General features: G+C 70.6%; 24 protein-coding genes. 9 read left to right on the top strand and 15 right to left on the bottom strand.

Features of this window, described 5'->3' with window-relative positions:
* Positions 1-65 precede the first annotated feature (65 nt).
* The gene (locus OF850_RS05040) at positions 66-1,280 is read left to right on the top strand and encodes a Zn-dependent hydrolase (RefSeq protein WP_301588790.1); all 1,215 of its coding nucleotides are present in this window, start codon (positions 66-68) and stop codon (positions 1,278-1,280) included.
* On the opposite strand, the gene OF850_RS05035 is transcribed toward OF850_RS05040, so the two are convergent.
* The 8 genes from OF850_RS05035 to OF850_RS05000 all read right to left on the bottom strand — a co-directional run bounded on the left by OF850_RS05035 (position 1,277) and on the right by OF850_RS05000 (position 9,669).
* A complete protein-coding gene (locus OF850_RS05035) occupies positions 1,277-2,656 on the bottom strand; it encodes a CoA transferase (protein ID WP_301588788.1) in 1,380 nt (459 codons plus the stop codon). The two genes, OF850_RS05040 and OF850_RS05035, sit on opposite strands and share 4 nt — an antisense overlap.
* A 40-nt stretch (positions 2,657-2,696) precedes the next feature.
* Positions 2,697-4,385 carry an allophanate hydrolase gene (gene atzF / locus OF850_RS05030; protein ID WP_301588786.1) on the bottom strand — a complete coding sequence of 563 codons (1,689 nt, stop codon included), beginning with the start codon at positions 4,383-4,385 and terminating at the stop codon, positions 2,697-2,699.
* A complete protein-coding gene (locus tag OF850_RS05025; RefSeq protein ID WP_301588784.1) occupies positions 4,382-5,203 on the bottom strand; it encodes an alpha/beta hydrolase in 822 nt (273 codons plus the stop codon). Before OF850_RS05025 ends, atzF begins: the two co-directional genes overlap by 4 nt.
* Positions 5,200-6,066, bottom strand: coding sequence for a polysaccharide deacetylase family protein (locus OF850_RS05020; RefSeq protein ID WP_301588783.1), 867 nt, complete (start codon positions 6,064-6,066; stop codon positions 5,200-5,202). Before OF850_RS05020 ends, OF850_RS05025 begins: the two co-directional genes overlap by 4 nt.
* A 1-nt stretch (position 6,067) precedes the next feature.
* Positions 6,068-6,847, bottom strand: coding sequence for an ABC transporter ATP-binding protein (locus tag OF850_RS05015; protein WP_301588782.1), 780 nt, complete (start codon positions 6,845-6,847; stop codon positions 6,068-6,070).
* Entirely contained in the window at positions 6,840-7,616 is a 777-nt protein-coding gene (locus tag OF850_RS05010) for an ABC transporter permease (protein ID WP_301588781.1), read from the bottom strand. Before OF850_RS05010 ends, OF850_RS05015 begins: the two co-directional genes overlap by 8 nt.
* A gap of 8 nt (positions 7,617-7,624) precedes the next feature.
* Positions 7,625-8,575, bottom strand: a complete 951-nt coding sequence (locus OF850_RS05005; RefSeq protein ID WP_301588780.1) for an ABC transporter substrate-binding protein — start codon at positions 8,573-8,575, stop codon at positions 7,625-7,627.
* 134 nt (positions 8,576-8,709) lie between these two features.
* The gene (locus OF850_RS05000) at positions 8,710-9,669 is read right to left on the bottom strand and encodes a D-2-hydroxyacid dehydrogenase family protein (protein ID WP_301588779.1); all 960 of its coding nucleotides are present in this window, start codon (positions 9,667-9,669) and stop codon (positions 8,710-8,712) included.
* Positions 9,670-9,837: 168 nt separating this feature from the next.
* On the opposite strand from OF850_RS05000, the gene minC reads away from it, so the two are divergent.
* The 4 genes from minC to OF850_RS04980 are packed head-to-tail and all read left to right on the top strand — an operon-like array spanning position 9,838 to position 12,742.
* The gene (gene minC, locus OF850_RS04995; protein ID WP_301588778.1) at positions 9,838-10,581 is read left to right on the top strand and encodes a septum site-determining protein MinC; all 744 of its coding nucleotides are present in this window, start codon (positions 9,838-9,840) and stop codon (positions 10,579-10,581) included.
* Between the two features lie 30 nt (positions 10,582-10,611).
* On the top strand, positions 10,612-11,436 hold the full coding sequence (gene minD / locus OF850_RS04990; protein ID WP_301588777.1) for a septum site-determining protein MinD: 825 nt from the start codon (positions 10,612-10,614) through the stop codon (positions 11,434-11,436).
* The gene (minE, locus tag OF850_RS04985; protein ID WP_301588776.1) at positions 11,433-11,720 is read left to right on the top strand and encodes a cell division topological specificity factor MinE; all 288 of its coding nucleotides are present in this window, start codon (positions 11,433-11,435) and stop codon (positions 11,718-11,720) included. The genes minD and minE overlap by 4 nt, the downstream gene beginning before the upstream one ends.
* 8 nt (positions 11,721-11,728) lie before the next feature.
* Entirely contained in the window at positions 11,729-12,742 is a 1,014-nt protein-coding gene (locus tag OF850_RS04980) for a serine hydrolase domain-containing protein (RefSeq protein ID WP_301588774.1), read from the top strand.
* 6 nt (positions 12,743-12,748) lie between these two features.
* On the opposite strand, the gene OF850_RS04975 is transcribed toward OF850_RS04980, so the two are convergent.
* The 3 genes from OF850_RS04975 to OF850_RS04965 are packed head-to-tail and all read right to left on the bottom strand — an operon-like array spanning position 12,749 to position 14,743.
* Positions 12,749-13,084 (bottom strand): DMT family transporter, encoded by a 336-nt coding sequence (locus tag OF850_RS04975; protein WP_301588773.1) that lies wholly within the window; start codon positions 13,082-13,084, stop codon positions 12,749-12,751.
* Complete coding sequence (locus OF850_RS04970) at positions 13,081-14,031, bottom strand: glycosyltransferase family 2 protein (protein WP_301588771.1); 951 nt, start codon at positions 14,029-14,031, stop codon at positions 13,081-13,083. Before OF850_RS04970 ends, OF850_RS04975 begins: the two co-directional genes overlap by 4 nt.
* Before the next feature lie 7 nt (positions 14,032-14,038).
* Complete coding sequence (locus OF850_RS04965) at positions 14,039-14,743, bottom strand: class I SAM-dependent methyltransferase (RefSeq protein ID WP_301588769.1); 705 nt, start codon at positions 14,741-14,743, stop codon at positions 14,039-14,041.
* Positions 14,744-14,906: 163 nt separating this feature from the next.
* On the opposite strand from OF850_RS04965, the gene OF850_RS04960 reads away from it, so the two are divergent.
* The 4 genes from OF850_RS04960 to OF850_RS04945 are packed head-to-tail and all read left to right on the top strand — an operon-like array spanning position 14,907 to position 18,417.
* Positions 14,907-15,731, top strand: a complete 825-nt coding sequence (locus OF850_RS04960) for an FAS1-like dehydratase domain-containing protein (protein WP_301588767.1) — start codon at positions 14,907-14,909, stop codon at positions 15,729-15,731.
* Positions 15,724-16,662, top strand: a complete 939-nt coding sequence (locus tag OF850_RS04955; RefSeq protein WP_301588765.1) for a DMT family transporter — start codon at positions 15,724-15,726, stop codon at positions 16,660-16,662. Before OF850_RS04960 ends, OF850_RS04955 begins: the two co-directional genes overlap by 8 nt.
* Entirely contained in the window at positions 16,646-17,539 is an 894-nt protein-coding gene (locus OF850_RS04950) for a DMT family transporter (RefSeq protein WP_301588764.1), read from the top strand. The genes OF850_RS04955 and OF850_RS04950 overlap by 17 nt, the downstream gene beginning before the upstream one ends.
* Positions 17,536-18,417 (top strand): MBL fold metallo-hydrolase, encoded by an 882-nt coding sequence (locus OF850_RS04945; RefSeq protein ID WP_301588763.1) that lies wholly within the window; start codon positions 17,536-17,538, stop codon positions 18,415-18,417. The genes OF850_RS04950 and OF850_RS04945 overlap by 4 nt, the downstream gene beginning before the upstream one ends.
* On the opposite strand, the gene OF850_RS04940 is transcribed toward OF850_RS04945, so the two are convergent.
* The 4 genes from OF850_RS04940 to OF850_RS04925 are packed head-to-tail and all read right to left on the bottom strand — an operon-like array spanning position 18,400 to position 22,961.
* Complete coding sequence (locus tag OF850_RS04940; RefSeq protein ID WP_301588762.1) at positions 18,400-19,026, bottom strand: NUDIX hydrolase; 627 nt, start codon at positions 19,024-19,026, stop codon at positions 18,400-18,402. The genes OF850_RS04945 and OF850_RS04940 overlap by 18 nt on opposite strands.
* A complete protein-coding gene (locus tag OF850_RS04935; RefSeq protein WP_301588760.1) occupies positions 19,007-19,813 on the bottom strand; it encodes a nitroreductase family protein in 807 nt (268 codons plus the stop codon). The genes OF850_RS04940 and OF850_RS04935 overlap by 20 nt, the downstream gene beginning before the upstream one ends.
* Positions 19,810-21,813: an acetate--CoA ligase family protein gene (locus tag OF850_RS04930; protein ID WP_301588759.1), complete on the bottom strand. Its 2,004-nt coding sequence runs from the start codon at positions 21,811-21,813 to the stop codon at positions 19,810-19,812. Before OF850_RS04930 ends, OF850_RS04935 begins: the two co-directional genes overlap by 4 nt.
* A complete protein-coding gene (locus OF850_RS04925) occupies positions 21,810-22,961 on the bottom strand; it encodes an acyl-CoA dehydrogenase family protein (protein ID WP_301588758.1) in 1,152 nt (383 codons plus the stop codon). The genes OF850_RS04930 and OF850_RS04925 overlap by 4 nt, the downstream gene beginning before the upstream one ends.

Below are 22,961 nucleotides of genomic sequence, written 5' to 3'. Positions count from 1 at the left end.
CGCCTCCTTTGGTGCGGCGCGAACTTGGCCTATCCTGCGGCGGTCGAACATACCGGGACGAAGCGATGGCGCAGGTGGATACGGAACGCTTCCTGAAGGATCTCAACGAGCTTCGGCGCATCGGTCAGTTCAAGACCGGCGTCCATCGCCCGACCTTCTCGCCCGAGGACATGGAAAGCCGCCACTGGTTGGTCGCGCGGCTGGAGGAATGCGGACTCGAAGCCTCCATCGACGGCATCGGCAACGTGTTCGGCCGTCACAAGGGACCCGGCCCGCACCTCCTCGTCGGCTCGCATATCGAGACTCAGAACCAGGCGGGCTGGCTGGACGGCGCGCTGGGCGTCATGTCCGGCGTCGCCCTGGCGCGGGCCGGGCTGCCGGTGGACGTGATCGCCTTCGCCGACGAGGAAGGCCACTATGGCAGCTTCATCGGCAGCCGCAGCGCCACGGGCCTCCTGGAAGAGGGGGAGATCGACCGCCTCAGCAACCGCTACCACGGCAAGCCCCTGCGCGACGCGCTTCGGGAAGCGGGTCTGGAAGGGCGCGAGCGGCTGCGCCTCGACCCGTCGCGCTACAAGGGCTTCTTCGAGCTGCACATCGAACAGGGCACGCAGCTTGAGTCGCGTGGCCTGCGTGCCGGCGTCGTTACCGGCATCGTCGCCATCTGGCAGTTCCGCATCCTCATCACCGGCATGCAGGACCATGCGGGCGGCACCACCATGGCCGAGCGCAAGGATGCCGGCCTCGCCGCCGTGCGCCTCCTCGCCCGCATCGACCAGGAATTCCCCATGGTCTGCGGCGAGCGCTCCACCTGGACCTGCGGCCGCATCGCGCTGGAGCCCGGCGCGCCGAGTATCATTCCCGGCTCGGCCGAGGTGCTGTTCCAGTTCCGCGACATCGACATGGAGACGCTGGAGCGGATGGAGCGCACGCTGCGCGCCATCGTCGGGGAGTCCAACCGGCGCGAGCGCTGCACGGCGGAGCTTCAGGTGATGTCGCGCAGCATCCCCTCGCCCTGCCACGAGGCAATGATGGCGACGCTGGACCGCGCGGCGGAAGCCGAGGCGCCCGGCGGCTGGATGCGCATGCCGAGCGGCGCCGGGCATGACGCGCAGTACATGGCGCGCATCATGCCGGCCGCAATGCTCTTCGCCCCTTCCATCGGCGGCATCAGCCACCACTGGGCCGAGGACACGAAGGAAGAGGATCTGGCGCTGAACGTGCGCATCCTCGCCCGCGCGGCGGAGGATTTCCTCCGCTCCAACGTTTCGCCCGGCTAGGCCCAATCGGCTGGGCTGCTGCCCAGCGGTGCGGCGGGCAGGGCCCAGTGCGGTGGCGTCGCATCCATCCGGGCCGCGTGGCGCAGATGCGTCATGGCGCCCCAGGCGCCCCGCTCCACCGTGAGGAGCTCGCCGATCTCCTCCTGGCGCGGATCGGGGATGCGGAACCCGTCCGTCACCTGGCCCAGCCCACGCAGCCACATCCCGGTGCGGGCCAGCGCCACGCGCACCTGCCACGACCCGCCCTCCTGCGCGCGGCGCATCCATGCGGCCAGGACGCCCAGCGCCAGCAGATAGCCCGAGGCGTGGTCGAGGGGTTGGCAGGGCAGGACGCGCGGCGGGGCGGTGCCTGCCGCCTCGGCCTCGGCGACGTTGAAGCCGGTCGCGGTCTGCACCAGGCTGTCGAAGCCACGCTTTCCCGTCCAGGGCCCGGTCCAGCCATAGGCGGACAACTCCGCCACCACGATCCCGGGCCGCAGCGCCGCGAGCGCGGGGGCGGAGAAGCCAAGCCCGGACAGCCCGCCAGGACGGTAGGATTGCAGGAAGGCGTCCGCGCCCTGCACGAGGCTGCGCAGCCGGTCCCGCGCGGAAGCATCACGCAGGTCCAGCGCAGCGCAACGCTTGCCGCGCCCCGTGTCCTTCACCAGCGTATCCACCGCGGGCAGGTGCGGCGCGGTGACGTGCAGCACCTGCGCGCCATGCGCCGCCAGGGCACGGCCTGCCACCGGCCCGGCGATGACGCGCGTCAGTTCCAGCACGCGCATCCCTTCCAGCGGGCGCGCGGCCAGGGGAGGGAGGGGCAGGGGCGGCGCGTCGCCGATGCGCGTGATCTCGATCAGCGGCACCGCGGCCAGCGCCTTGCCATGTCCATGCGCGTCCCATTCGGCGAAGTCGCGCATGGCGGCGACGCACAGCCCCGCTGCCGTCGCCTCCTCCTCGAAGGGAATCGCGTCGCGGCCGCGCAGCGCTTCCGCGACCGCCTCGCGCGAGGCCTCGCAGCCCAGCAGGCGCAGGATGCCGTCGCGGTGATGGGGAAAGTTGGTGTGCAGCCGGACCACACGCCCATCCCGCGTCGGATAGGCCCCCGCGATGGCGTCCCACGGATCGGGCGGGGCGGCGCCGTTCTCGCGCAGGTGCCGTTCCGAGCGGAACTCGAGCGCCGCGTGGCGCATCTCCAACGAAACGCCCTGCGTCGGCCCGCCCCGCGCCGCATGGATCGCCGCAGCGGCGAGGGCAACGGCGGCGATCGTGGATTGCGCCGCCTCACCGATGCGGAAGGAGGAGGGGAGAACCGGGTCCTCCCCAGTCAGCCGCGCCCCGAAGGCGAGGCGCCGGTCGAGACCGGTCTGGTCGAGCAGGGCGGCGAGCGTCTCCATGCCGCCAGTGCAGCCAAGCGCCGGCCCTGATGCAAGGGCTTCAGGCGGCGCGCCGGGCCTGAAAGGCGCGCCACCCGCCGAGCGACGTAATCTCCGGCGCGCCGCGCACCCCCTCCGCCTCGGCCAGGAAACCAAGCACGGCCGAGCCGTCCTCCAGCCGCACCGATCCGAAGCCGAGCGGCGGCGGGACCGCGGCGAGCAGGGGACCGATCGCCGCCTGCGGCAACACCCAGACCTCGCCCGCGATGGCGGCACCGCCTGGGTCCCGCAGCATGCCAGGCCGGGTGCCGAGGTCGAAGAGGCGGTATTCCGGCGCCGTGCGTGCCTCCCGCAAGAAGCGGCCGCCCAGCGCCGTCACCTGCCCATTCAGCGGCAGGCCGGACATGTGCGCGCCGATGCACAGCAGCGCCGCCTCGCCCGGCTCGATCTGCGACGCGGGCAAGGGCTCGCCCAGCAGGCCGGCGGCGATGCCACAGATCCGCGCCTCGGCGAATGCGGGGCCGACCAGGGTGACACCCGCCCCGGCCGGGATGGCGACGGCCGACAGGTCGCAGAGATTCACGAAGTTCGTGTAGGTGCCGAGGCGCGAATTGGCCCCGACCGGGTCCGCCAGCATCGCCGCGACGGTCGGGATGCCGGGCGCGGTGGGCAGCAGCAGCGCGTCGGACCCTGCGAAGAGCCGCTGCGCGAGCAGCCGTGCCTCCGCCGCGGCGTGGACATCGTCGAAGGCGTCCACAGCCAGGCGATGGAGACCGCCCTCGAGGATGGTGCGCGTCACCGGGTGCAGCGAGGCGGGGCGCTCGGTCACCCATTCCCGCAGCGCGGCCGTGCGCTCGGCGACCCAGGCGCCGTCGTAGAGGCGGCGCGCGATGGCGAGGAAGGGCGAAATGTCCACGCACACGATTTCCGCACCCATCGCCTCCGCGCGGGCGAGCACGGCGGCGAATTCCTCCGCGCCCTCGTCGAACTCAAGGTGCGCTGCCAGTGGCACGGCCAGGCGGAAGCGCAGCGGGCAGGGGACGGCAGCGCGCCAGGAGGCGGGAAACTGGCGGGAATACGGGTCCTCGCCATCCGGCCCGGCGATCACTTCCAGCACGGCGGCTGCCTCCGCGACCGAGTGCGCGAAGACCGAGACGCAGTCGAGAGAGCGGCAGGCCGGCACCACGCCGCGTGTCGGCACGAGGCCGAGCGAGGGCTTCAGGCCCACGATCCCCTGCGCCATGGCCGGCACCCGTCCCGACCCGGCCGTGTCCGTGCCCAGCGAGAAGGCGACGATCCCCGCCGCAACCGCGCTGGCCGAGCCCGAGGATGAACCGCCGGGGACCAGCGCAGCGTCGCGCGCGTTGCGCGGCGTGCCATGGGGCGAGCGCGTGCCATTCAGGCCGGTGGCGAACTGGTCCAGGTTGACCTTGCCCAGCATCAGCGCCCCGGCCGCGCGCAGCCGCGCCACGGCCGGGGCGTCCGCACCCGCCACATAGGCGAAGTCCGGGCAGGCGGCGGTGGTCGGAAGTCCCGCGACGTCGATGTTGTCCTTCACCACGAAAGGGACGCCGTGCAGTGGGCCAGGGGGAAGGCGGCCAGCTTCCTCCAGGAGCGCAGCTTCGTCGCGCAGGGTGATGAAGAGGGCCGGATCGTCCCAGGCAACAATGCGTGCCAACGCCTCCCGCGCGATGTCGCGCGGCGTCGCACCGGCGGCGATGCGGGCGCGGATCTGCGCGATGGTCGTCAACGCAGCAACTCGGCGGCGGCGCGCAGAAGGGCGCCGCCGGGCTGCCGCAGCGCCTCCAGCACGCGGAAATGGTCCGCCCCGGCGATGGGCAGGAGGGGGCCTGGGGCCTGCGCCTCGGCACGGTAGCCGTGGAAGTGGCGGGAATGCTGGCACAGGGCCGGCAGCTCCGCCGCGCCATAGGCCACGGCGATCGGCTTGGGCACCACGGGGCGGCGCAGGGGCGACAATTCCGTGATCTCCTCGTCGGTCAGCCTCAGCGCCGTGTTCAGGTAGGTGTCGCGGATCGGCCCCAACTCGTAGATGCCCGAGATGCACAAGGCCGCTGCCACCGCCGGATGCTCCGCCCCCAGCGCGGCGAGATGTCCGCCGGCCGACCAGCCGGACAGAAGGATCGGCCCGCCCGCCCCATGCGCCTCGCCATTCGCCGCCAGCCAGTCCAGCGCGGCGTGGATCTGCCAGCAGATGCGCTCCATCGTCGCATCGGGCGCGAGGGAGTAGCCGCACATGGCGACGTTCCACCCCATCGAAAGCGCCCCCTGCGCCAGGATGGCGAAATCCTCGCGCCGGTTGCGCTGCCAGTAGCCGCCATGGATGAAGGCGAGCGTCGGCGCCGCGGGATCGGGGCCGCGATAGATGTCCCACTGCTCGCGCTCGGTCTCGCCATAGGCGAGGTTCAGGGCATGGACGCCCTTCAGGCGGAAGGCCGCGGAGGCGGTGGCGCGCTCGTCGATCAGCGTGGCGCTGTCCGGCACGGCCCCGGTGTTGTTGTACGCCGCGTCGCGGTCGCGCCGCGTCATCTTCGCCCAGTCGCAGATCATGCCGCTTCCCACCATTCCAGGATCGCCCGACCCTGAGCGAACACCACGCCCGGCCGCGCGGCAATCTTTTCCAGCGTCCGTTCCAGCACGCCGATCCGGTGCGGCACGCCCGAGATGTAGGGATGTGCGGCCAAGCCCATCACCTTGCAGCCCTCCTCCTCCGCCTCCTCCAGCAGCCGGTCCAGCTGGGCGAGGCTGCGCTCCTGCAACTCCTCCGCCCTGTGGTGCTGGATCATGATCAACGGGATGTCGTTCAGCTCGACGCTGTAGGGCATTGACCAGATCGGGCCATGGACCGTCCGGATGGCCACCGGCACGTCGTCCACCACCCAGTCAGCGCAGTAGCGGATGCCGTGCGCGGCCAGGATGTCCGTCGTTTCCAGGGTCTGGGTCAGTCCTGGCCCCAGCCACCCGACGGGCGGCGCGCCGGTCACGCGGGCAATGGCGGCGACCGTGTCGCGGACCATGGCGCCCTGGTCCTCCACCAGATGCGTCGGCACCTGCCGGAAGCCGTGCCCCATGAACTCCCATCCGGCCGCATGCGCCGCAGCTGCGACGCGGGGATAGGCCTCGCAGACGCGGCCGTTGATCGAGAGGGTGGGGCGGATGCCCAGGGCTTCGCAGGCGCGCAGGATGCGCCAGAACCCCACCCGCATGCCGTACTCGTGCCAGGCCCAGTTGGCGATGTCGGGCAGGACGGACGCACCGGTGGGGGCGCTGAGGACCTGGCGCGGCATAGGGCGGTCGATGCCCCACTCCTCCACGTTGACGACAAGGAAGACCAGGACGCGGGCTCCTCCCGGCCCGGTCCGTGGCGCGCGGTCGCGCGGCGCGGCGTAATCCAGCCGTGCTTCGGGGCGCATGCTAGTGATGGCTTCCCAGCAGCGCCGAGAAGCGGCGGCGCAGCGCATTGAACTCGGGGTCGGTCGGGTCGCGCGGGCGCGGCAGCGAAACCCGCTCATCCGCCACGATCCGGCCCGGTCCCGGCGACATCACCACGATCCGGTCGGCAAGGAGGATCGCCTCCTCGATCGCATGGGTGACGAAGAGCACGGTCAGGCGCGTCCGCTCCCAGATTTCCAGCAACTCGCGCTGGAGGTTCTCGCGCGTCATGGCGTCCAGCGCGCCGAAGGGCTCGTCCATCAGCACCACCTCCGCCTCGTTGGCGAGGACGCGGGCGATGGCGACGCGCTGCTTCATGCCGCCGGAAAGCTGGTGCGGATAGGCATCGGCGAAGCGCGTCAGCCCCACCATGTCCACGAAGCGCTTGGTGGTAGCCTCCACCTCGGCGCGCGGGCGGCCGCGCGCGGCGGGGCCGAAGCCTACATTGCGGGCGACAGACAACCAGGGGAACAGCCCGTAATCCTGGAACACCATGCCACGATCCGGCCCCGGGACGGAAACGGGCGCGCCCCACATCGAAAGCCTGCCCTCCGAAGGCGTCTCGAACCCCGCGATCATCCGCAGCAGCGTAGATTTGCCGCAGCCCGAGGGGCCGATCAGGCAGACGAACTCGCCCTTGCGAACGGTCAGGTTCGCCCCCTCCAGCGCCACGATGGGTTCGCCGTTGAAGGAGAAGCGCTTGGTGACCCCGGTGATGTCGAGGATGTTCAGCGCGGCGCTGGTGATCATGCCGTCAGCCATGTTGCGGACTCCAGCGCAGGAGGCGGCGGCCGAGCGCCTGCACGAGTGCATCGGACAGGAAGCCGAGCAGCCCGATCACCACCATCCCGCTGATGACGATCTCAGTGCGCGACAGCTGCCGCGCCTCCATGATGATGGCGCCGAGGCCTGTCTGCACGCCGGTCATCTCGCCGACCACGATCACCACCCAGGCGAAGCCCAGTCCGAGGCGAAGCCCGGTGAAGATGGAGGGCAGGGCGGCGGGCAGCACCACCTTCCAGAACACGGCGGAGGGGGAGACGCCGAGCATGGCAGCGGCCTCGAAGAGCCGCCCATCCACGCTGCGGACGCCGAAGATCGTGTTGACCAGGATCGGGTAGAAGGCACCCAGGAACACCAGGAAGAATGCCGAGCGCGGCCCGATGCCGAACACGATCATCGCCAGCGGCAGCCAGGCCGTGACCGGGATGGGGCGCAGCAACTGCAGCGTGGGGTCGAGCAGGGAGCGCACCAGCGCCACGCGCCCGATCAGCATCCCTAGCGGCAGTGCCAGCGCGGCGGCGAGCAGGAACCCGCCATAGACGCGCCCCACGCTCGCCAGCGCGTGCTCGGGCAGCGTCGCCGAGTACAGGTCGTCCCACACCCCGCCGAAGGCGAGGTCCCACAGCTGACGCCCGACCTCCAGCGGCGGCGGGATCAGGCTGAAGGAACGGCCCGCCGTCGAAAGGTGCCAGAAGGCCAGGAAGATCAACGGCGCGGCCAGGGCAAGGCCGAGCGCTCGTCCGCGCACCGGCATGGTCAGGCCGCGGCCCGTGCTTCGTCGTCGGAGAAGCGCGTGTTGAAGAACACGTTGAAATCTGGCTGCTGGCGGATCTGCTGCAGCTCCTGCATGTGCTGCGCGTAGGTGCGCGAACGCTCGATCATCGCCGGGGTCATGCGCCAGTTAAGCTCGACATTCTCGATGGAAACCTCCAGCGCGGCGCGGTTCATGCCCAGGCGCTGCACCGCCATCTCGATCGCGGCGGCACGATTGAGGGTTGCGTACTCGCTGGCGCGGCGATGGACGCGCATCATGGCGGCGCAAAGCTGCGGGTTGCGCTGCGTCGTCTCGTGATGGGCCGCGAAGATCATGTTCAGCGTGCCCATCGCCGTGGAGTAGGGGAACTCCACGATCTTGCCGATGCCGGAGGTGACGCTGATGCCCGGGCCGGGCTCGGCGCCCACATAGGCGTCGATGTCGCCGCGGGCGAGGGCGGCGTGCATCTCGCTGAAGGAGACGCGGATGCTCTGGATGTCGCGGATGGTCATTCCCTCCATCCGCAGCCGCTCGCGGATGAAGACTTCCTGCGTCGAGCCGGGCCAGATGCCGACGCGGCGGCCGCGCAGATCCGTCAGCGTGTTGATCGGCCCATCCTTGCGGGCCACCACCGCCATCCCCTTGTCGCAGCAAGAGCCGATGACAACCACCGGCTCGCGCGCGGCGGAACCCAGGATGCCGGCGGCAATGCCGAAGGCGCCGAAATCCACGGAGCGGGTGACGACGGCATTCTTGCCCTCGGTCGGGCTCTCGAAGGGGATCACCTCGACAGTCATGCCCTCGGGCATGAAGCGCTCATAGAAGAAGGGGGTGATGGAGTGGATCAGGCGCAGTGCCCCCATCCGGACGCGCGTGCCCTGTGCGGCGACGAGGGCGGGCGCCGCGAGCACCCCGATGGTGGTGGCAAGCAACTGGCGGCGGACGAGGCTCATGGCGCGATCTCCCTCTCGGTGAGAGGGTGATGCCGCCATGGGGTGGGGCACGGCAACGCCGCATTGCCGGTTTTTGCGCCGCCCCGTGCGAGCCCTGCATCGATTCAATGCAGGGCTGCCCAGGGAGTGTGCAATCAGCCTGTGATGACGCGGATGGGCTGGCCCTTCTCAAAGGCCTCGATGGCCTTCACTGCGCCCTCGAAATAGACGCGATAATTCTCCTCCGTGCAGTAGCCGAGATGCGGGGTCAGCACGGTGTTCGGGGCGGACAGCAAGGGATGGTCCGCCGTGACAGGCTCGACATCGTAGACGTCGATGCCTGCGCCCGCGAGGCGGCCCTCGCGCAGCGCGGCGATCAGGGCGTCCTGGTCCACGATCGGTCCGCGCGAGGTGTTCACCAGCAGGGCGGAGGGCTTCATCGTCGCCAGCTCCGCCGCGCCGACCAGGCCGCGCGAACGCTCGGACAGGATGTAGTGGATCGTCAGGACGTCGGCCTCGCGGAACAGCGCCTCCTTCTCCACGCGCCGCGCGCCGCCTTGAGCGGCCGCCTCCTCGGTCAGGTTCTGGCTCCAGGCGATGCACTCCATGCCCAGGGCCTTGCCGACAGCGGCCACGCGCCGTCCCAGCTTGCCGAAGCCGAGCAGGCCCAGCGTCTTACCTTCCAAGCCCGTTCCGATGGCCGTCTGCCAGCGCCCGGCGCGCATCGCGGCTTCCTGCTCCGGGATGCGGCGGGCCAGGGCAAGGATGAGTCCCCAGGTGAGATCCACGGTCGGCGCGCCGAAGCTGGGCGTGCCCGAGAAGGTGACGCCCCGCGCGGCGCAGGCAGCGACGTCGATGCCGCGGTTGCGCTCCCCGGTGGTGATCAGCAGGCGCAGGTTGGGCAGTCTTTCGATCAGCGCGGCGGGAAAGGGGGTGCGCTCGCGCATCGCCAGGATGGCGTCGAAGGGGCGCAGTCTTTCCACCAGCGCGTCCTGGTCAGCCAGCGTGTCCCGGAAGACGGACTTCTCGACATGTGACAACCGGTCCCAGGGGCCGAGCCGGAGCGTGACGTCCTGGTAATCGTCGAGGATGGCAAGGCGCTTGATCTGCGGCATGAGGAACCCTCCCGTGATGTTGGGGCAGGAGGCAGCCCGGAATCCGGGCCGCGTCAATGCCCGACTCCGTGGTTTTCCGGATACGCCGAGGCGATTGGGGGCTTCGCCGGGGGCGCGCACCCCGCTATGTGACGGGTTGCCTGAACCTTTGAGGATGCCCCACCGCCCATGACCGCCGACGCGCGGCCCGCCGCCCCCCCTTCGGAAGCCTTCCGGCTGCGCGCGAGCAATTACAGCCTGCTGACGCTCCGGCTGCTCTCGGCCCGTCCCGAGGAAGTGCTTCCTGCGCTGGGCGATCAGTTCCGCCGTGCCCCGGGCTTCCTGCGCTTCGCGCCGATCGCGATCGGGCTGGACGATCTGGACGGCCAGGAGGTGGATTTCGCGGCGCTGGTCTCGGGCCTCCGCAAGCTGGAGATCCTTCCCATCGGGGTGGTCGGGGGGCCGCAGACCCTGCGCGCCGCCGCTGCCGGCGCCGGGCTGCCGACCCTGCGCTCCGCGGGGCAGAAGGAAACGGAGATCGAGGCGCCGGCCCCGGTCGCAGCGCCCCCCGCCGCCCCCGAGGAAGCACCCCGTCCCGCCGCTGCCCGCACCTTGCTGGTGGAGCAGAACGTGCGCGCCGGGCAGCGCATCTACGCCCAGGGGGCCGACCTGATCGTGATGGGCACCGTCAACGCGGGCGCCGAGGTGCTGGCGGATGGGCACATCCACATCTACGGCACGCTGCGCGGCCGCGCGGTGGCCGGCGCCAACGAGGATCCGGAAGCGCGCATCTTCGTGCAGAATTTCGACCCGGAGCTGGTTGCCATCGCAGGGTTCTACGCGGTGCGCGAAGGGCTCCAGAACGCCTCCATCGGCCGCACCGTCGCGGTGCGGCTGGAGGGTGAGCAATTGCGCTTCGAGCCACTGGGCTGAAGCAATCGGAACGCGAGGTGAGGTGAACACATGGCGCAGGTGATCGTCGTCACATCGGGCAAGGGGGGCGTGGGCAAGACCACATCCTCCGCCGCCATCGCCACAGGGCTGGCGCAGCGCGGCAAAAAGACCGTCGTGATCGACTTCGACGTGGGGCTCCGCAACCTCGACCTCATCATGGGTGTCGAGCGGCGGGTCGTCTTCGACATCGTCAACGTCATCCAGGGCGAGGCGAAGCTTCAGCAGGCGCTGGTCAAGGACAAGCGCGTGGATGGCCTTGCCATCCTCCCCGCCTCGCAGACGCGGGACAAGGACGCGCTGACCCGCGAAGGCGTCGCCACGATCATTGAGGAACTGTCGAAGGATTTCGACTACATCCTCTGCGACAGCCCCGCCGGCATCGAGAAGGGCGCGTTGCTCGCCCTGTATTTCGCCGACCAGGCCATCGTCGTGACCAACCCCGAGGTTTCCTCCGTCCGCGACAGCGACCGCATCCTGGGCGTGCTCCAGAGCAAGTCGAAGCGCGCCGAGGAAAAGAAGGAGCCGGTGAAGCAGCACCTCCTGCTCACCCGCTATGATCCCGCCCGTGTCGAGCGCGGCGAGATGCTGAAGCTGGACGACGTGCTGGAGATCCTGGCCATCCCGTTGCTCGGCGTGATCCCGGAGAGCGAGAGCGTCCTCAAGGCGTCGAACTCCGGTAACCCGGTGATCATGGACAGCGACAGCACGGCGGGACAAGCCTACTCCGACGCGGTGGGCCGCTTCCTGGGTGACGACCGGCCTCACCGCTTCCTCGAAGCACCGAAGAAGCCGGGCCTGTTCGGACGCCTGTTCGGCGGCGGGAGGGCAGCATGAGCTGGCTGAACTTCTTCCGGGCCCAGAAGCGCGAAGAGGCCCAGCAGCCGCCCGGCACGGCGGCGGCGGCGAAGGACCGGCTTCAGGTCATCATCAGTCATGAGCGCGTGTCGCGCGGGCGCGACGACTTCCTGCCCAAGCTCCAGCAGGAGTTGGTGCAGGTCGTGGCGCGCTATGTCGCGATCGACCCGGGCAAGGTGCAGGTGAACCTCGAGCGCGGCGGCGACTTCTCCACCCTCGCCATCGACATAGAGCTTCCAGGGCCGAAGGCGCAGGCGCATTGAAGGCCGCGGTGGATTGGGCGCTCTCCCACGAGACGCCCTGGCCCCGCGACATCCGCGCCCACCTCGATTCCGGCTTCTTCGAGCCGCCGCCGGACAACGCGGTGATCGGCCCCGTGCAGCCGCGCGGCGGCCCGGCCGGGGTGATCTTCAAGAGCAGGAAGCGCATCGCCGAGTGGGGTGATCCGCAGCGCGCCAACATGACCTTCAGCGTGGCGAAATCCTACCTCGCGCTGCTGGCCGGCCTTGCCTGGATGGACGGCCTGCTGCCGGAGCTCGACGAGGAGGTCCGGCGCCGCGCCCCGCACCCGGCCTTCGAGGGCGAGCACAACGGCGCCGTGACCTGGCGGCACCTGCTCACCAACACCTCCGAATGGGAAGGCACGCTCTGGGGAAAGAGCGACCTGATCGACCGCGGCCGCAATCTGGGCGTGGAAGGCCAGGGCGCGAAGCGCTCCACCCGGGCGCTGCAGCCACCGGGGCAATACTGGGAGTACAACGACGTCCGCGTGAACGCGCTTGCGCTGGGCCTCCTGCTGCTGTTCCGTCGCCCGCTGCCCGACGTCTTCGCCGAGCGCATCATGCGTCCGATCGGCGCCTCCGATGGCTGGACCTGGCGCGGCTATTCCACCTCGCAGGTCGAGGTGGACGGGCGACCGATCGAGAGCGTTTCGGGCGGCGGCCACTGGGGCGGCGGTGTCATCATCAATGCCGAGGATCAGGCGCTGGTCGGGCTGCTGGTGCAGGCCGGGGGCGAGTGGCGCGGGCAGCGCGTCGTCGCGGAGGAATGGCTGCGGCAATGCCGCACCCCGTGCGCGCTGAACCCGCAATACGGCTTCCTGTTCTGGCTCAACACCGGCCGAGCCAAGTGGCCTTCGGCCAGCGAGGGCGCCGTTTGCTTCTCCGGCGCCGGCGGCAACACGACCTGGATGGAGCCGGAAGGCGACATCGTCGCAGTCTCGCGCTGGCTGGACGGCGCGGCGCTGGACGGGTTCATGCAACGCGTGCGTGAAGGGGCGACTTAGGCCCCTTCATGCCGTGGCGAGCAGTGCCACCCCGCTCACGATGAGGAGGATGGCGGCGACCTTCTGCGCCCCCATCGCCTCGCCGAAGAACCACCAGCCGACCAGGGCGATGATCGCGTAGCTGGCTGCGGTGCAGGGCAGGGCGACGCTCATCGGGATGCGGCGCAGCGCGAAGATGTAGAGAAAGGCGCTGCCGCCATAGAGGCACAGGCCGAGCAACGTCGTAGGGCGGAAGACCTGCGCGATGAAACCGCCGGCCGCGCCCGCTCCCGACTTCAGCAGCACCTGGCCAACCATGGAGGAGCAGATGGCGGCGATCAGCGCCGCCCAGTGAATGTTCACGCCTGCGTCCCCTCGTTGCGCTTTACTTCGCGCACCACGCCTTGCGGCTTGCCATTGGCCGAAAGGAAAGCCCGGCCCACATACTCGCCCAGCACGCCCAGGATCAAGAACTGCACGCCCGAAACCAGCAGCGTCACCATCATGGATGACGCCCAGCCGGAGGGCGTTTCGCCCAGCAACGCCTCGACCAGCACCCACAGCGCCATCAGGAAGCCGAGCACGCCCATCGCCACCCCTGCGATGATGGCGAGGCGCAGCGGCAGCAGCGAGAAGTTGGTGGCGAGGTTCAGCCAAAGGCGGACGAGGCGGCGGAGCGTGTAGTTGGACTGGCCCTCGACGCGCGGATAATGCGCGACCTCCAGCGTCGTGATGCGCTGCGTCACCTGCATGATCAGCCCGTCGATGTAGGGGTAGGGGCCGGAGTACTTCGTCACCTCCCGCACCACGAGGGCCGAGCAGCAGCGGAACGAGGACAGGTACAGGCCCTTCGGCTTGTCCAGCAGCGTGTCCGCTACCTTGTTGGCGAAGCGGCTGCCCAGGTTGCGCCAGCCCTCGTGCTCCTTCACAGCATAGCGCGTATAGACCACATCCCAGCGGCCCAGCCGCGCATGGTCGTAGAGGCGCACGACCTCCTCCGGCGGGTTCTGGAGGTCGTCGTCCATGTTGATGACATAGGCGCCGCGCGCATGGCGGAAGCCGGTCATCACGGCGTTGTGCTCGCCGAAATTGCGCGCGTGCTCGACGAAGGTGATGGGCACCTTCGCCTCGCGCACCAGTTCGCGGCAGACATCGCCGGAATTGTCCGGGCTGCCGTCATTGACCAGCACGACCTCGATGCCGCCTTCGGGACGAAGCTCGGACAAGGCGGCGACCAGCCGGCCAATCGTCGTGGCGCCGCGATAGACCGGTATGACGACCGAAAGGCCGACGGGGTGGGTTTCGTTCATGGGTGTCTCAGCGCGTGGCGGTGAGGAGGAGGGAACCGCCGGCCGGGAAGGGCAACCCGGCGCGGGCCAGCCCCCATTCGGCCTCGGTGGCGGCGAAAAGGGCCCGGTCCAGCCAGGGCGGGTATTCCGTGACGTCGGAGGCGGCGTCGTCGCGCCGCGCGAGGACGCGGCGCTGCAGCAGCATCAGCGGCAGGAGCAGGGAGTTCCAGTGCTGCGTCCGCACCGCACCGAATCCCGCGCGTTCCAGCATGACCCGCGCATCGGCGCGGCTGAAGCGGCGCGCATTGTGAACCCGCGCGTCATGGGCCGAGCGCAGCCATTCATGCGCGGGCAGGTTCAGCGCCAGCGTCCCGCCGGGGCGCAGCACCCGCCGGAATTCGGCCAGCGCCTCGCCGGGCTCGACGGCGCGGTGCGACAGCACGTCGAAGCTGGCGACGGCGTCGAAGCAGCCATCGGGAAAGGGCAGGGCACTGACGGTGCCGGAGGCGATGGCGGCGCCGGTCTTTTCCCGCGCGCGGCGTGCCGCGACCTCGGCGTATTCCAGGCCGAACAGTCGCAGAGCGGGACGGGCGGCGCGGAGGCGGCGCAGGAAGCCGCCCGTGCCGCAGCCGGCATCCAGCACGCTCGCACCGTCGGGAACAAGGCGCAGCAGTGCTTCCGCACGCCGGTGCAGGGCGCGGTACCACCACATGCGGTCCTCGACAGCATCCATCAGCGCGTATTCGGCTTGCTCCACACAGGGCGTGTCGCCCGTGAATCAGGCGGTGGCAAGTCCGGGAAATGACGGTCGCATGGCAGGGCGGCGCCCCGCCACCTTGCTGCCACCTCGTGCTGCGACAAGGATGCCGGCGCCAGCAACCAGAGGATGTGCAGCGATGGACCACGCCACCTTCGTGGGACGGACCGAGACGACCGAGGACCGGTTGGACCCGCGCCTCGTCATCGGCCTGGCAGCCACGCTGGACCTGCCGATGCCGAAGGGCGACATCCCGCCGCTTTGGCACTGGATGCTGTTCCAGGATTGGCGCCGCCCGGAGGGCATTGGACCCGACGGCCACCCCAAGCGTGGCGGCTTCCTGCCGCCCGTGCACGACTTGCCGCGCCGCATGTGGGCGGGCGGGCGGCTCGAATTCGGGCCCAACGCCCTGCGTGCCGAGGATCGCGTCTCGCGCCGCTCCACCATCCTTTCGGTGAAGGAGAAGACGGGCGGCTCCGGCCGCCTCGTCTTCGTGACGGTGGCGCACGAGATCGAGGGGCCGCGCGGCCCGGTGCTGCGCGAGGAGCACGACATCGTGTATCGCGGCGGCGAGGGCGCGGCGGTGAAGGCGGCGCCGGCCGCGCCCGACTTCGGTGCGACCACGACGCGCAGCCTCCTGCCCGACGCGCTGATGCTGTTTCGCTACTCGGCGCTGACCGGCAACGGCCACCGCATCCATTACGACTTCCCCTACGTGACCGGCGAGGAGGGGTATCCCGGCCTCGTCGTCCATGGGCCGCTGCAGGCGACGCTGATGGCGCAGGCCATCCTGGACGCGGCGCGTGGCAAGCGTCTGCTGCGCTTCGCCTTCCGCGGCGCGCGTCCCGCCTTCGCGGGAAACCGCCTGGACGTTCTGGCGCGAATCGAGGGCGAGGCCGCGAAGGCCGAAACCCGCGACGCATCGGGCGCGACCTGCATGGCAGCCGAGGCCGTGCTTGGCTGAACCCCAAACCGGCCGCGCTACCTCCGGCGAAGCGGCGGTGCGCGGCCTCGCCTTTGCCGCGACCGGCTACGCCGTCATCTCCTTTGCCGACGCCGCCGTGAAGTTCCTGCTGCCCGAGATCGGGGTGGCGGGAGCAATGCTGTGGCGCGGGGTGGTGGGGTCGCTCGCCGTCGCGGCCATGGCGCGCGGGCGGGGGCTGCTGCCGCGCCGCGGGACGCTGGTAATCGCGCGCTCGGCCCTGCACTGCACCGTGTCCGTGCTCTGGTACTATGTCTGGATGTCGGGGCTGGGCCTCGCCGACAGCTACGCGGTCGCAGCCGCGGCGCCACTGCTGATGACGCTGCTCGCTATCCCCATGCTGGGCGAGAAGGTAGGCTGGCGGCGCTGGACCTCCTGCGCCGTGGGGTTCTGCGGCGTCCTGTTCATGCTCCAGCCCGGCGGCGAGCTGTGGCGCTGGGAGGCGGCACTGCTGCTGGTCGGCGTCTGCGGCATGGCGGTGAGCCGCATCTGGACGCGCACCCTGGCCAGCACGGACACGCCGCAGACCATCGCCTTCTGGCTGATGCTGACCCACGTGCCCTTCGGCCTCGCGGTCCTGCCCTTCCCGGGCCTTTGGCCGGATGCGGACAGGCCGGACCTTTTCCCCTCAGCCGGGCTGGTGGCGCTGCTGGTGTTCTTCGGCGTGTCCAACGCGGTGGCGCACCTTCTCTTCGCGCGCGGCTTCGCCCTGGCGAACATCGCCGCCCTGGCGCCGCTGGAATACACGCCGCTGCTCTGGGGCCTTGCGCTGGGCTTCCTGATCTTCGGGGAGGTGCCGGCCTGGACCACACTGACCGGCGCCGCCATCGTCATCGGCGCTGGCATCTACAACCTGCACCGCGAACGGGTGCGCCGGGCCGAGGAAAGGTCGAAACGTGCCGCTGCGCCATGACATGCGGCGCGGGGCGGCCTGCATGCTCGCCGCCACCTCGCTCTTCGCCGTGATGAACGTCTTCGTGAAGCTGGCTTCCGAGGAGCTTCACTTCCTCCAGGTCATGTTCTTCCGCTCGGCCCTGGCGGTGCCGGTGGTGCTGCTGATCGTGCTCCGTACGCGCGATGGCGCCACGCTGCGCACCAAACGCCCCTGGCAACACGTGCTGCGCGCCGCGACGGGCACCACGGCCATGGCCTGCTCCTTCTTCGCGCTCTCCGTGCTGCCGCTCGCGGAGCAGACCGCGCTCACCTACACCACGCCGCTCTTCGTCACGCTGCTGGCCATCCCATTCCTGGGCGAGAAGGTGGGGGTGCACCGCTTCGGCGCCGTGGCCGCCGGGTTCCTGGGCATTGTGGTGATCGCGCTGGGCAAGGGTGCCTTCGGCGGGGAGGTCACGCGGGCGGCGGCGATGGGGATGGGGGCGGCGGTGGCGCATGGCGTCTTCTCCGCCGCGACGACGCTGCTGGTCCGCTCCCTTTCCTCCACCGAGCGATCGGGCACCATCGTCCTCTGGCAGTCGCTGCTGATGACGGGCTTCACCGGCCTCGCCATGCCCTTCGTGTGGGTGAATCCCTCGATGGAGGGCTGGCTGCTGCTGCTCGCGACCGGGGTGATCGGCGGCGTGGCGCAGGTTCTGCTGACGGAGGCCTATGCCAGTGCGCAGGTCTCGGCGCTCGGCGCCTTCTCCTACAGCGGCATCCTGTGGTCGATCCTTCTCGGCCTCCTCGTCTTCGGCGACCGGCCGACCCTGTGGACGCTGCTCGGCGCCACGTTGATCGTCGCCGCAGGTCTCTACATCATGCACCGAGAGATGGTGCGGAAAGCCCGGCGATGAACGTTCCCTTCCTGCGCGACGACCCCCTCCCGCCCGGCGAGGCGGAGACGGTCGCCCCTGGCATCCGCCGCATCCTTTGCGACAACCCCTCGGCCTTCACCTTCAGGGGCACCAACACCTACCTCGTCGGCGGGGGCGGCTCCGTCGCGGTGATCGACCCCGGGCCGGAGGATGAGCGCCACCTCCAGGCCATCCTCGCCGCGACCGCAGGCGAGCGGGTCACGCACATCCTCGTCTCCCACACGCACCGGGACCACTCGCCCGGCGCACGGCGCCTCGCTGCCCTGACCAACGCGCCGACCCTCGGATACGGCCCGCACGCCACGCCGCCGGAGGCGGGGCAGGAGGGAGGCGATCACGACTTCGTGCCGGACATCGCGCTGGCCGACGATGCGGTGGTGGATGGCGCTGACTGGCGGCTCCGCGCGCTGTTCACGCCGGGCCATTGCGGCAACCACTTGTGCTTCGCGCTGGAGGGCAGCGGTGTCCTGTTCAGCGCCGACCATGTCATGTCCTGGTCCACCAGCGTTGTTTCACCACCCGACGGCTCCATGCGCGCCTACATGGACAGCCTGGGCCGCCTGCGGCTGCGCGAAGGGGTGGACCGTCTTTACCTGCCCGGCCATGGCCCGCGCCTGCCCGACCCGATGCCATTCCTGGATGCGCTCTCGGTCCACCGGCGCAGGCGCGAGCAGCGCATCCTTTCCGCCTTGCGCGAGCACGGGCCGGCCTCTCTGGAAGCGCTGGTCGGCCCGGTCTATGGCCCGATGGACCCGCGCTTGGTGAAGGCGGCGGGGCGCTCCATGCTCGCGCAGCTCCTCATGCTGGAGGAGGAGGGAGCTGCGTCCTGCCGCGACGGGCTATGGGCGCTGGCGTAGGCGCTCCGGAAGGCGTGAGTCCCGGCCGGTGATGCGGATCAGCGGTCGCGCCGGGTCCTGACGCCAGCGCAGGAACTCCTCCACGATCATGGCGGTGATGCGGGCATGCGGCGCGGCGGCAAGCTCGTCGGGCGTGAAAAAGCGCAATTCCTCCAGCTCGCCCGAGCCGCGCATCTCGCCCAGGGCCATCTCCGCGGGGGCAAGAAGGAAGCGAGCGTGGAAACGGATGGGAAAGGTGGCGGGGGTGATGGCGCGGGTCAGATAGGCCAACCCGGAAAGGTCTGGCGCTGCCCCGCCCAGGCGCAGCCCGGTCTCCTCCTCCAGCTCGCGCGCGGCGCAGACGCCGAGCGCCTTCGCGAGCGAAGGCCGTGCGGAGAGCCCCAGCTGCGCGGCGGTGTCGCCCGGCAGCCCCGCTGCGACCGGCGCGCGGTAATCCGCGCGGTCCACCCGCCCGCCCGGAAAGACGAGCATTCCGGGCATGAAGCGCAGGTCACGGTGCCGGCGGCCCATCAGCAACTCGACGCCGCGCGCGGAGGACTCGCGATAAAGCAGCAGGCTCGCTGCATCGCGCGGGCGGGCGCGGCGCCGCTCAGCGCAGGGCGAAGCCATGGGCCTCCAACCAGGCACGGAACTCCGCCCGTTCCGGCACCGACAATTGCCGCGCCACGTTCTCGCTCCAGCTGCAGCCCTCGGGGGCGGGCCCATGCACGTTGGGGTAGCGCGGCTTGGCGCGCGGCCGAGCGGCGTCATAGGCGGCGATGGGCTCCGGCGCGGCGTCGGAATACGCCTCCCGATGCACGACGACCTCCTGCGGCAGCCGCGCCGAAATCTCGTTGCGCGCCTCGGGCCAGCCGAGCGCCAGCCCGGCCACCGGAAACACGCCATCGGGCAGCGAGGCGAGCTCGCGCATCAGGTCCAGGTGGTTCCGCACGTAGCTGACCGGGCAGGTCCCGAGCCCCAGCGCCTCGGCCGCCATCGTGGCGAAGCCGAGGGCGAGCGCCGTGTCCACCGCGCCGTTCAGGAAGCTGTCCATGTTGTCGTTGCGGTTGGTTCGCCCGGCGCGCTCGCCGATGGCGCGGTTGCGGCGGAGATCGGCACAGAACAGCAGGAAGACCGGCGCATCGGCGATCCAGGGCATGGTGCCGATGGAATCGGCGATGCGGCGCCGCGTCGTCGCGTCGCGCAGCACCACGATGCTGTATTGCTGGAGGTCGCTCTTGGACGGGGCGGATTGCGCCCCCGCCAGCACGAGGTTGAGCAGGCCGTCCTCGACCTCGCGCGCGGCGAAGCGGCGCGTCACGCGGCGGTCGAGGATGAGGCGAAGCCCCTCCGGCGCAGGGTCAGCGGGCGGCTCGAAGGGCAACCGGCCGTAGCGCGCGGCGAGGAGGTCCTTCATCGGCGTATCACCCATGCATCGGCGACGGTCAGGCCGCTCTCGTGGATCATCAGCGGGTTCACCTCCGCCTCCGCGACCTCCGGCACGAGGGCGAGGCGGGAAAGGGCGACGATGGCCCGCGCCAGCGCATCGGTGTCGCCGCGCGGGAGGTTGCGGAAGCCCTGCACGACGCGCAGCGCGCGCACCTCGGCGATCATCGCGTGGGCCGTCTCCTCGTCCACCGGGGCGAGGCGCAGCGACACGTCGCGATTCAGCTCCGCCAGGATGCCGCCCGCGCCGAGCATGACAATCGATCCGACCTCGGGGCTGTGCCGGTAGCCGAGGATGGCCTCAGCCAGCGGGCGCGCCATGGGCTGGGCCAGGAAGCCGCGGAGCCGCGCGTCGGGCGCGGCCACGCGGACGCGCTCGCGCATCGCGGCCATCTCGCGCCGCAGCGCCGCCTCGTCCAGGATGCCCAGAGCGACGCCGCCGACTTCCGTCTTGTGGGCGAGGTCGGGCGACAGGATCTTCAGCGCGACCGGGTAGCGCAGGCCAGCCGCTGGCTCCGTCTCGAAGCGTGCCCAATCGCTTTCGAGGCCGAGTGCGGCCAGCGCCTCGCGCGCATCCGCCTCGTCCGGCTCGGCAGGCAGGGAAAGGGCAGGGACCTCTGCCGCCACGGGGTGCGGCGCCCGCCAGGACAGAAAGGCGCGCAACGCGTCGGCCAGGGATTCGGGCGTGCGGAAGCCGGCGATGCCCGCCTCCGCCAGCAGGCGCAGCGACGCGTCGGCCTGCGGCACCAGGAAGGCGGCGACCGGCTTACGCGCCTCCGCCGCGGTGATGCCCGCCACTGCATCGGCCGGGCGGAACTGCGCGGAGGAGCCGATGACCGGCACGATCACCGCCGTCTCCGCGTCGCGGTCCAGCGCCTCGATTGCCGCCCGGATGCGGTCGGGCTTGGTGCCGGCCAGGGTCATGTCGAGCAGCCTCGCCCCCGCGCGCATGCCCACGGCCGAAAGCGCCTCGGAGGCGGCCGCGTCCGGCGCGCGCGCCTCGACCCCCGCGACGCCGAGCGCATCCACCGCCATGGCTCCGCCGCCGCCCGTGGTGGTCAGCACTGAGACTGCAGCGGGACGCACCACGGCGCGCTGGCCGATGGCGAGGGAGGGGAGTTCCAGGAAGCCTTCCAGCGTCGTCGCGCGCAGGATGCCATGGGCGCGGAAGAACGCGTCCACCGCGGCGTCGCTGCCGGCCAGCGCGCCGGTGTGCGACGCTGCCAACTCCGCCCCATACTCGGAGCGGCCGAGCTTGAAGGCAATGATCGGCTTGCCGCGCGCATGGGCCTTGGCGGCCGCTTCGGCGAAGGCTTCCGGAGCGCGGATCGCCTCCAGGAACAGCATCACCGCGTCCACGCCGGGGTCGTCCACCAGCATCCCGGCGATCTCACCAGCCGACAGGTCGGCCTCGTTGCCCGTGCCGATGAGGTGCGAGAAGCCGAGGCCTCGCGCCGCGCCGCGCGACAGGATGGCGCCCATCATGGAGCCCGACTGCGAGACCAGCGCGACGCGCCCCGGCAGCAGGCTCTCCGCCTCCAGCGCCGCGTTCACTGTGCAGGCGATGCGATCCTGCAGATTCACGACTCCCATGGAGTTCGGGCCGAGCACGCGCATCCCGCCCGTGTGCGCCGCTTCCACAACGCGGCGCTGGCGCTCCTCTCCCTCCGGCCCCGCCTCGGCGAAGCCGTCGGCCAGGATGCAGCAGAGCTTGGCGCCCTTGCGAGCCGCTTCCGCGACCTGCGCCTCGACATGGTCGGTGCCGAGCAGGACGTAGGCGAATTCCACGCCTTCAGGGATGTCGGGCCGCGTCGCCTCGCCGTTGATCTCGCTGGCGCGCCGATGGACTAGGTGCAGCGCGCCGCCGAAGCCGTGTCGGCGCAGGTAGCGCTGGGGCCGCGCCGTCAACCGCGATGCATCGGCCGAGGCGCCGATCAGCGCGATGCTGCGCGGCGCCAGTAACTCCCTCATCGCGGCGGGCGCTGCGAGAAGGACTGACCGAACACCCCCTCGGCGATGCGGTTGCGCATCATCTCCAGCGACCCGCCAGCGATCATCCAGCCGCGCGTCCGGCGCACGCAGTATTCAATCAAGAGGTCCTTGGAGTAGCCCATGCCGCCCATGACCTGCATGGACTCGTTGGAGGCGAGCCAGCCAGCCTGATTGCAGGCATACTTGGCCAGCGCCACTTCCTGCGCATCGGGCAGGCCGCGCCCGGCATTCACGGCGGCACGGTAGAGCAGGAGGCGCGCGGCATCGAGCGCCACGCGCATCTCCGCGAACTTCCATTGCAGCCCCTGGAAGTCCATTAGCTTGCGGCCGAATTGCGAGCGCTGCATCGCGTGCTCGCGCGCCTGGTCGAAGCAGTACTCGCCGAGCGCCAGGGCACGGGTGGTGTTGCCCAGCCGCTCCACGTTGAAGCCGCCGATCTGCTTCTTGAACCCGCCGGGGCCGAGCAGCACCATCTCCTTCGGAATGTAGACATCCTCGAAGTAGAGGGCGCACCACTCCTCGTCGTTCATGTAGAGCGAGGGCTGGCCCAGGCGGAAGCCTTCCTGCCCGCGCTCCACCAGCACGGAGCCGATACCGCCCACGCCAGGCCCGAAGCGGCAATACACCACGAAGACGTTGGCCTCCGCGCTGTTGGTGGTGAAGACCTTCTGCCCATTCAGGCGGAAGCCGTCCCCGTCCGGCGTGCAGCGCGTCGTGAGGTCGGTGAGGGCGGAGCCGGCCTCGGGCTCGCTCATCCCCACCGCTGCCACCGCTTCCCCGTTCAGGAGCGGCTTGAAGAACCGATCCTTTTGGTAAGGGCTGGCATACTCTGCCAGAGTACGGAAGGCGCCGAAATTTCCCGCCTGGAGCACGTCGGCGGAGCGGGGGCAGACTGCGGCGATCTGCTCCATCGCCAGCACGGCGTCCATCGCCGTGCCGCCCTGGCCGCCATCCTCCTCGGGCAGCATGATGCCGAACAGGCCTTGCTGTGCCATGAGCTTGGCGACATCCCACGGAAAGCCGACCGTGTGGGCGCGTTCCACCGCCCCTTCCCGAAGGTGGCGCTCGGCGAAGCCGCGCACCACCTCCGCGAAGGCGGCCTGCTCTTCCGAGACGCGGAAATCCAT

The organism is Sabulicella glaciei (assembly GCF_026183895.1).
In the GTDB taxonomy this organism is placed as follows: Bacteria; Pseudomonadota; Alphaproteobacteria; order Acetobacterales; family Acetobacteraceae; genus Roseococcus; species Roseococcus glaciei.
This window is presented reverse-complemented; position numbering and strand designations above follow the sequence as displayed.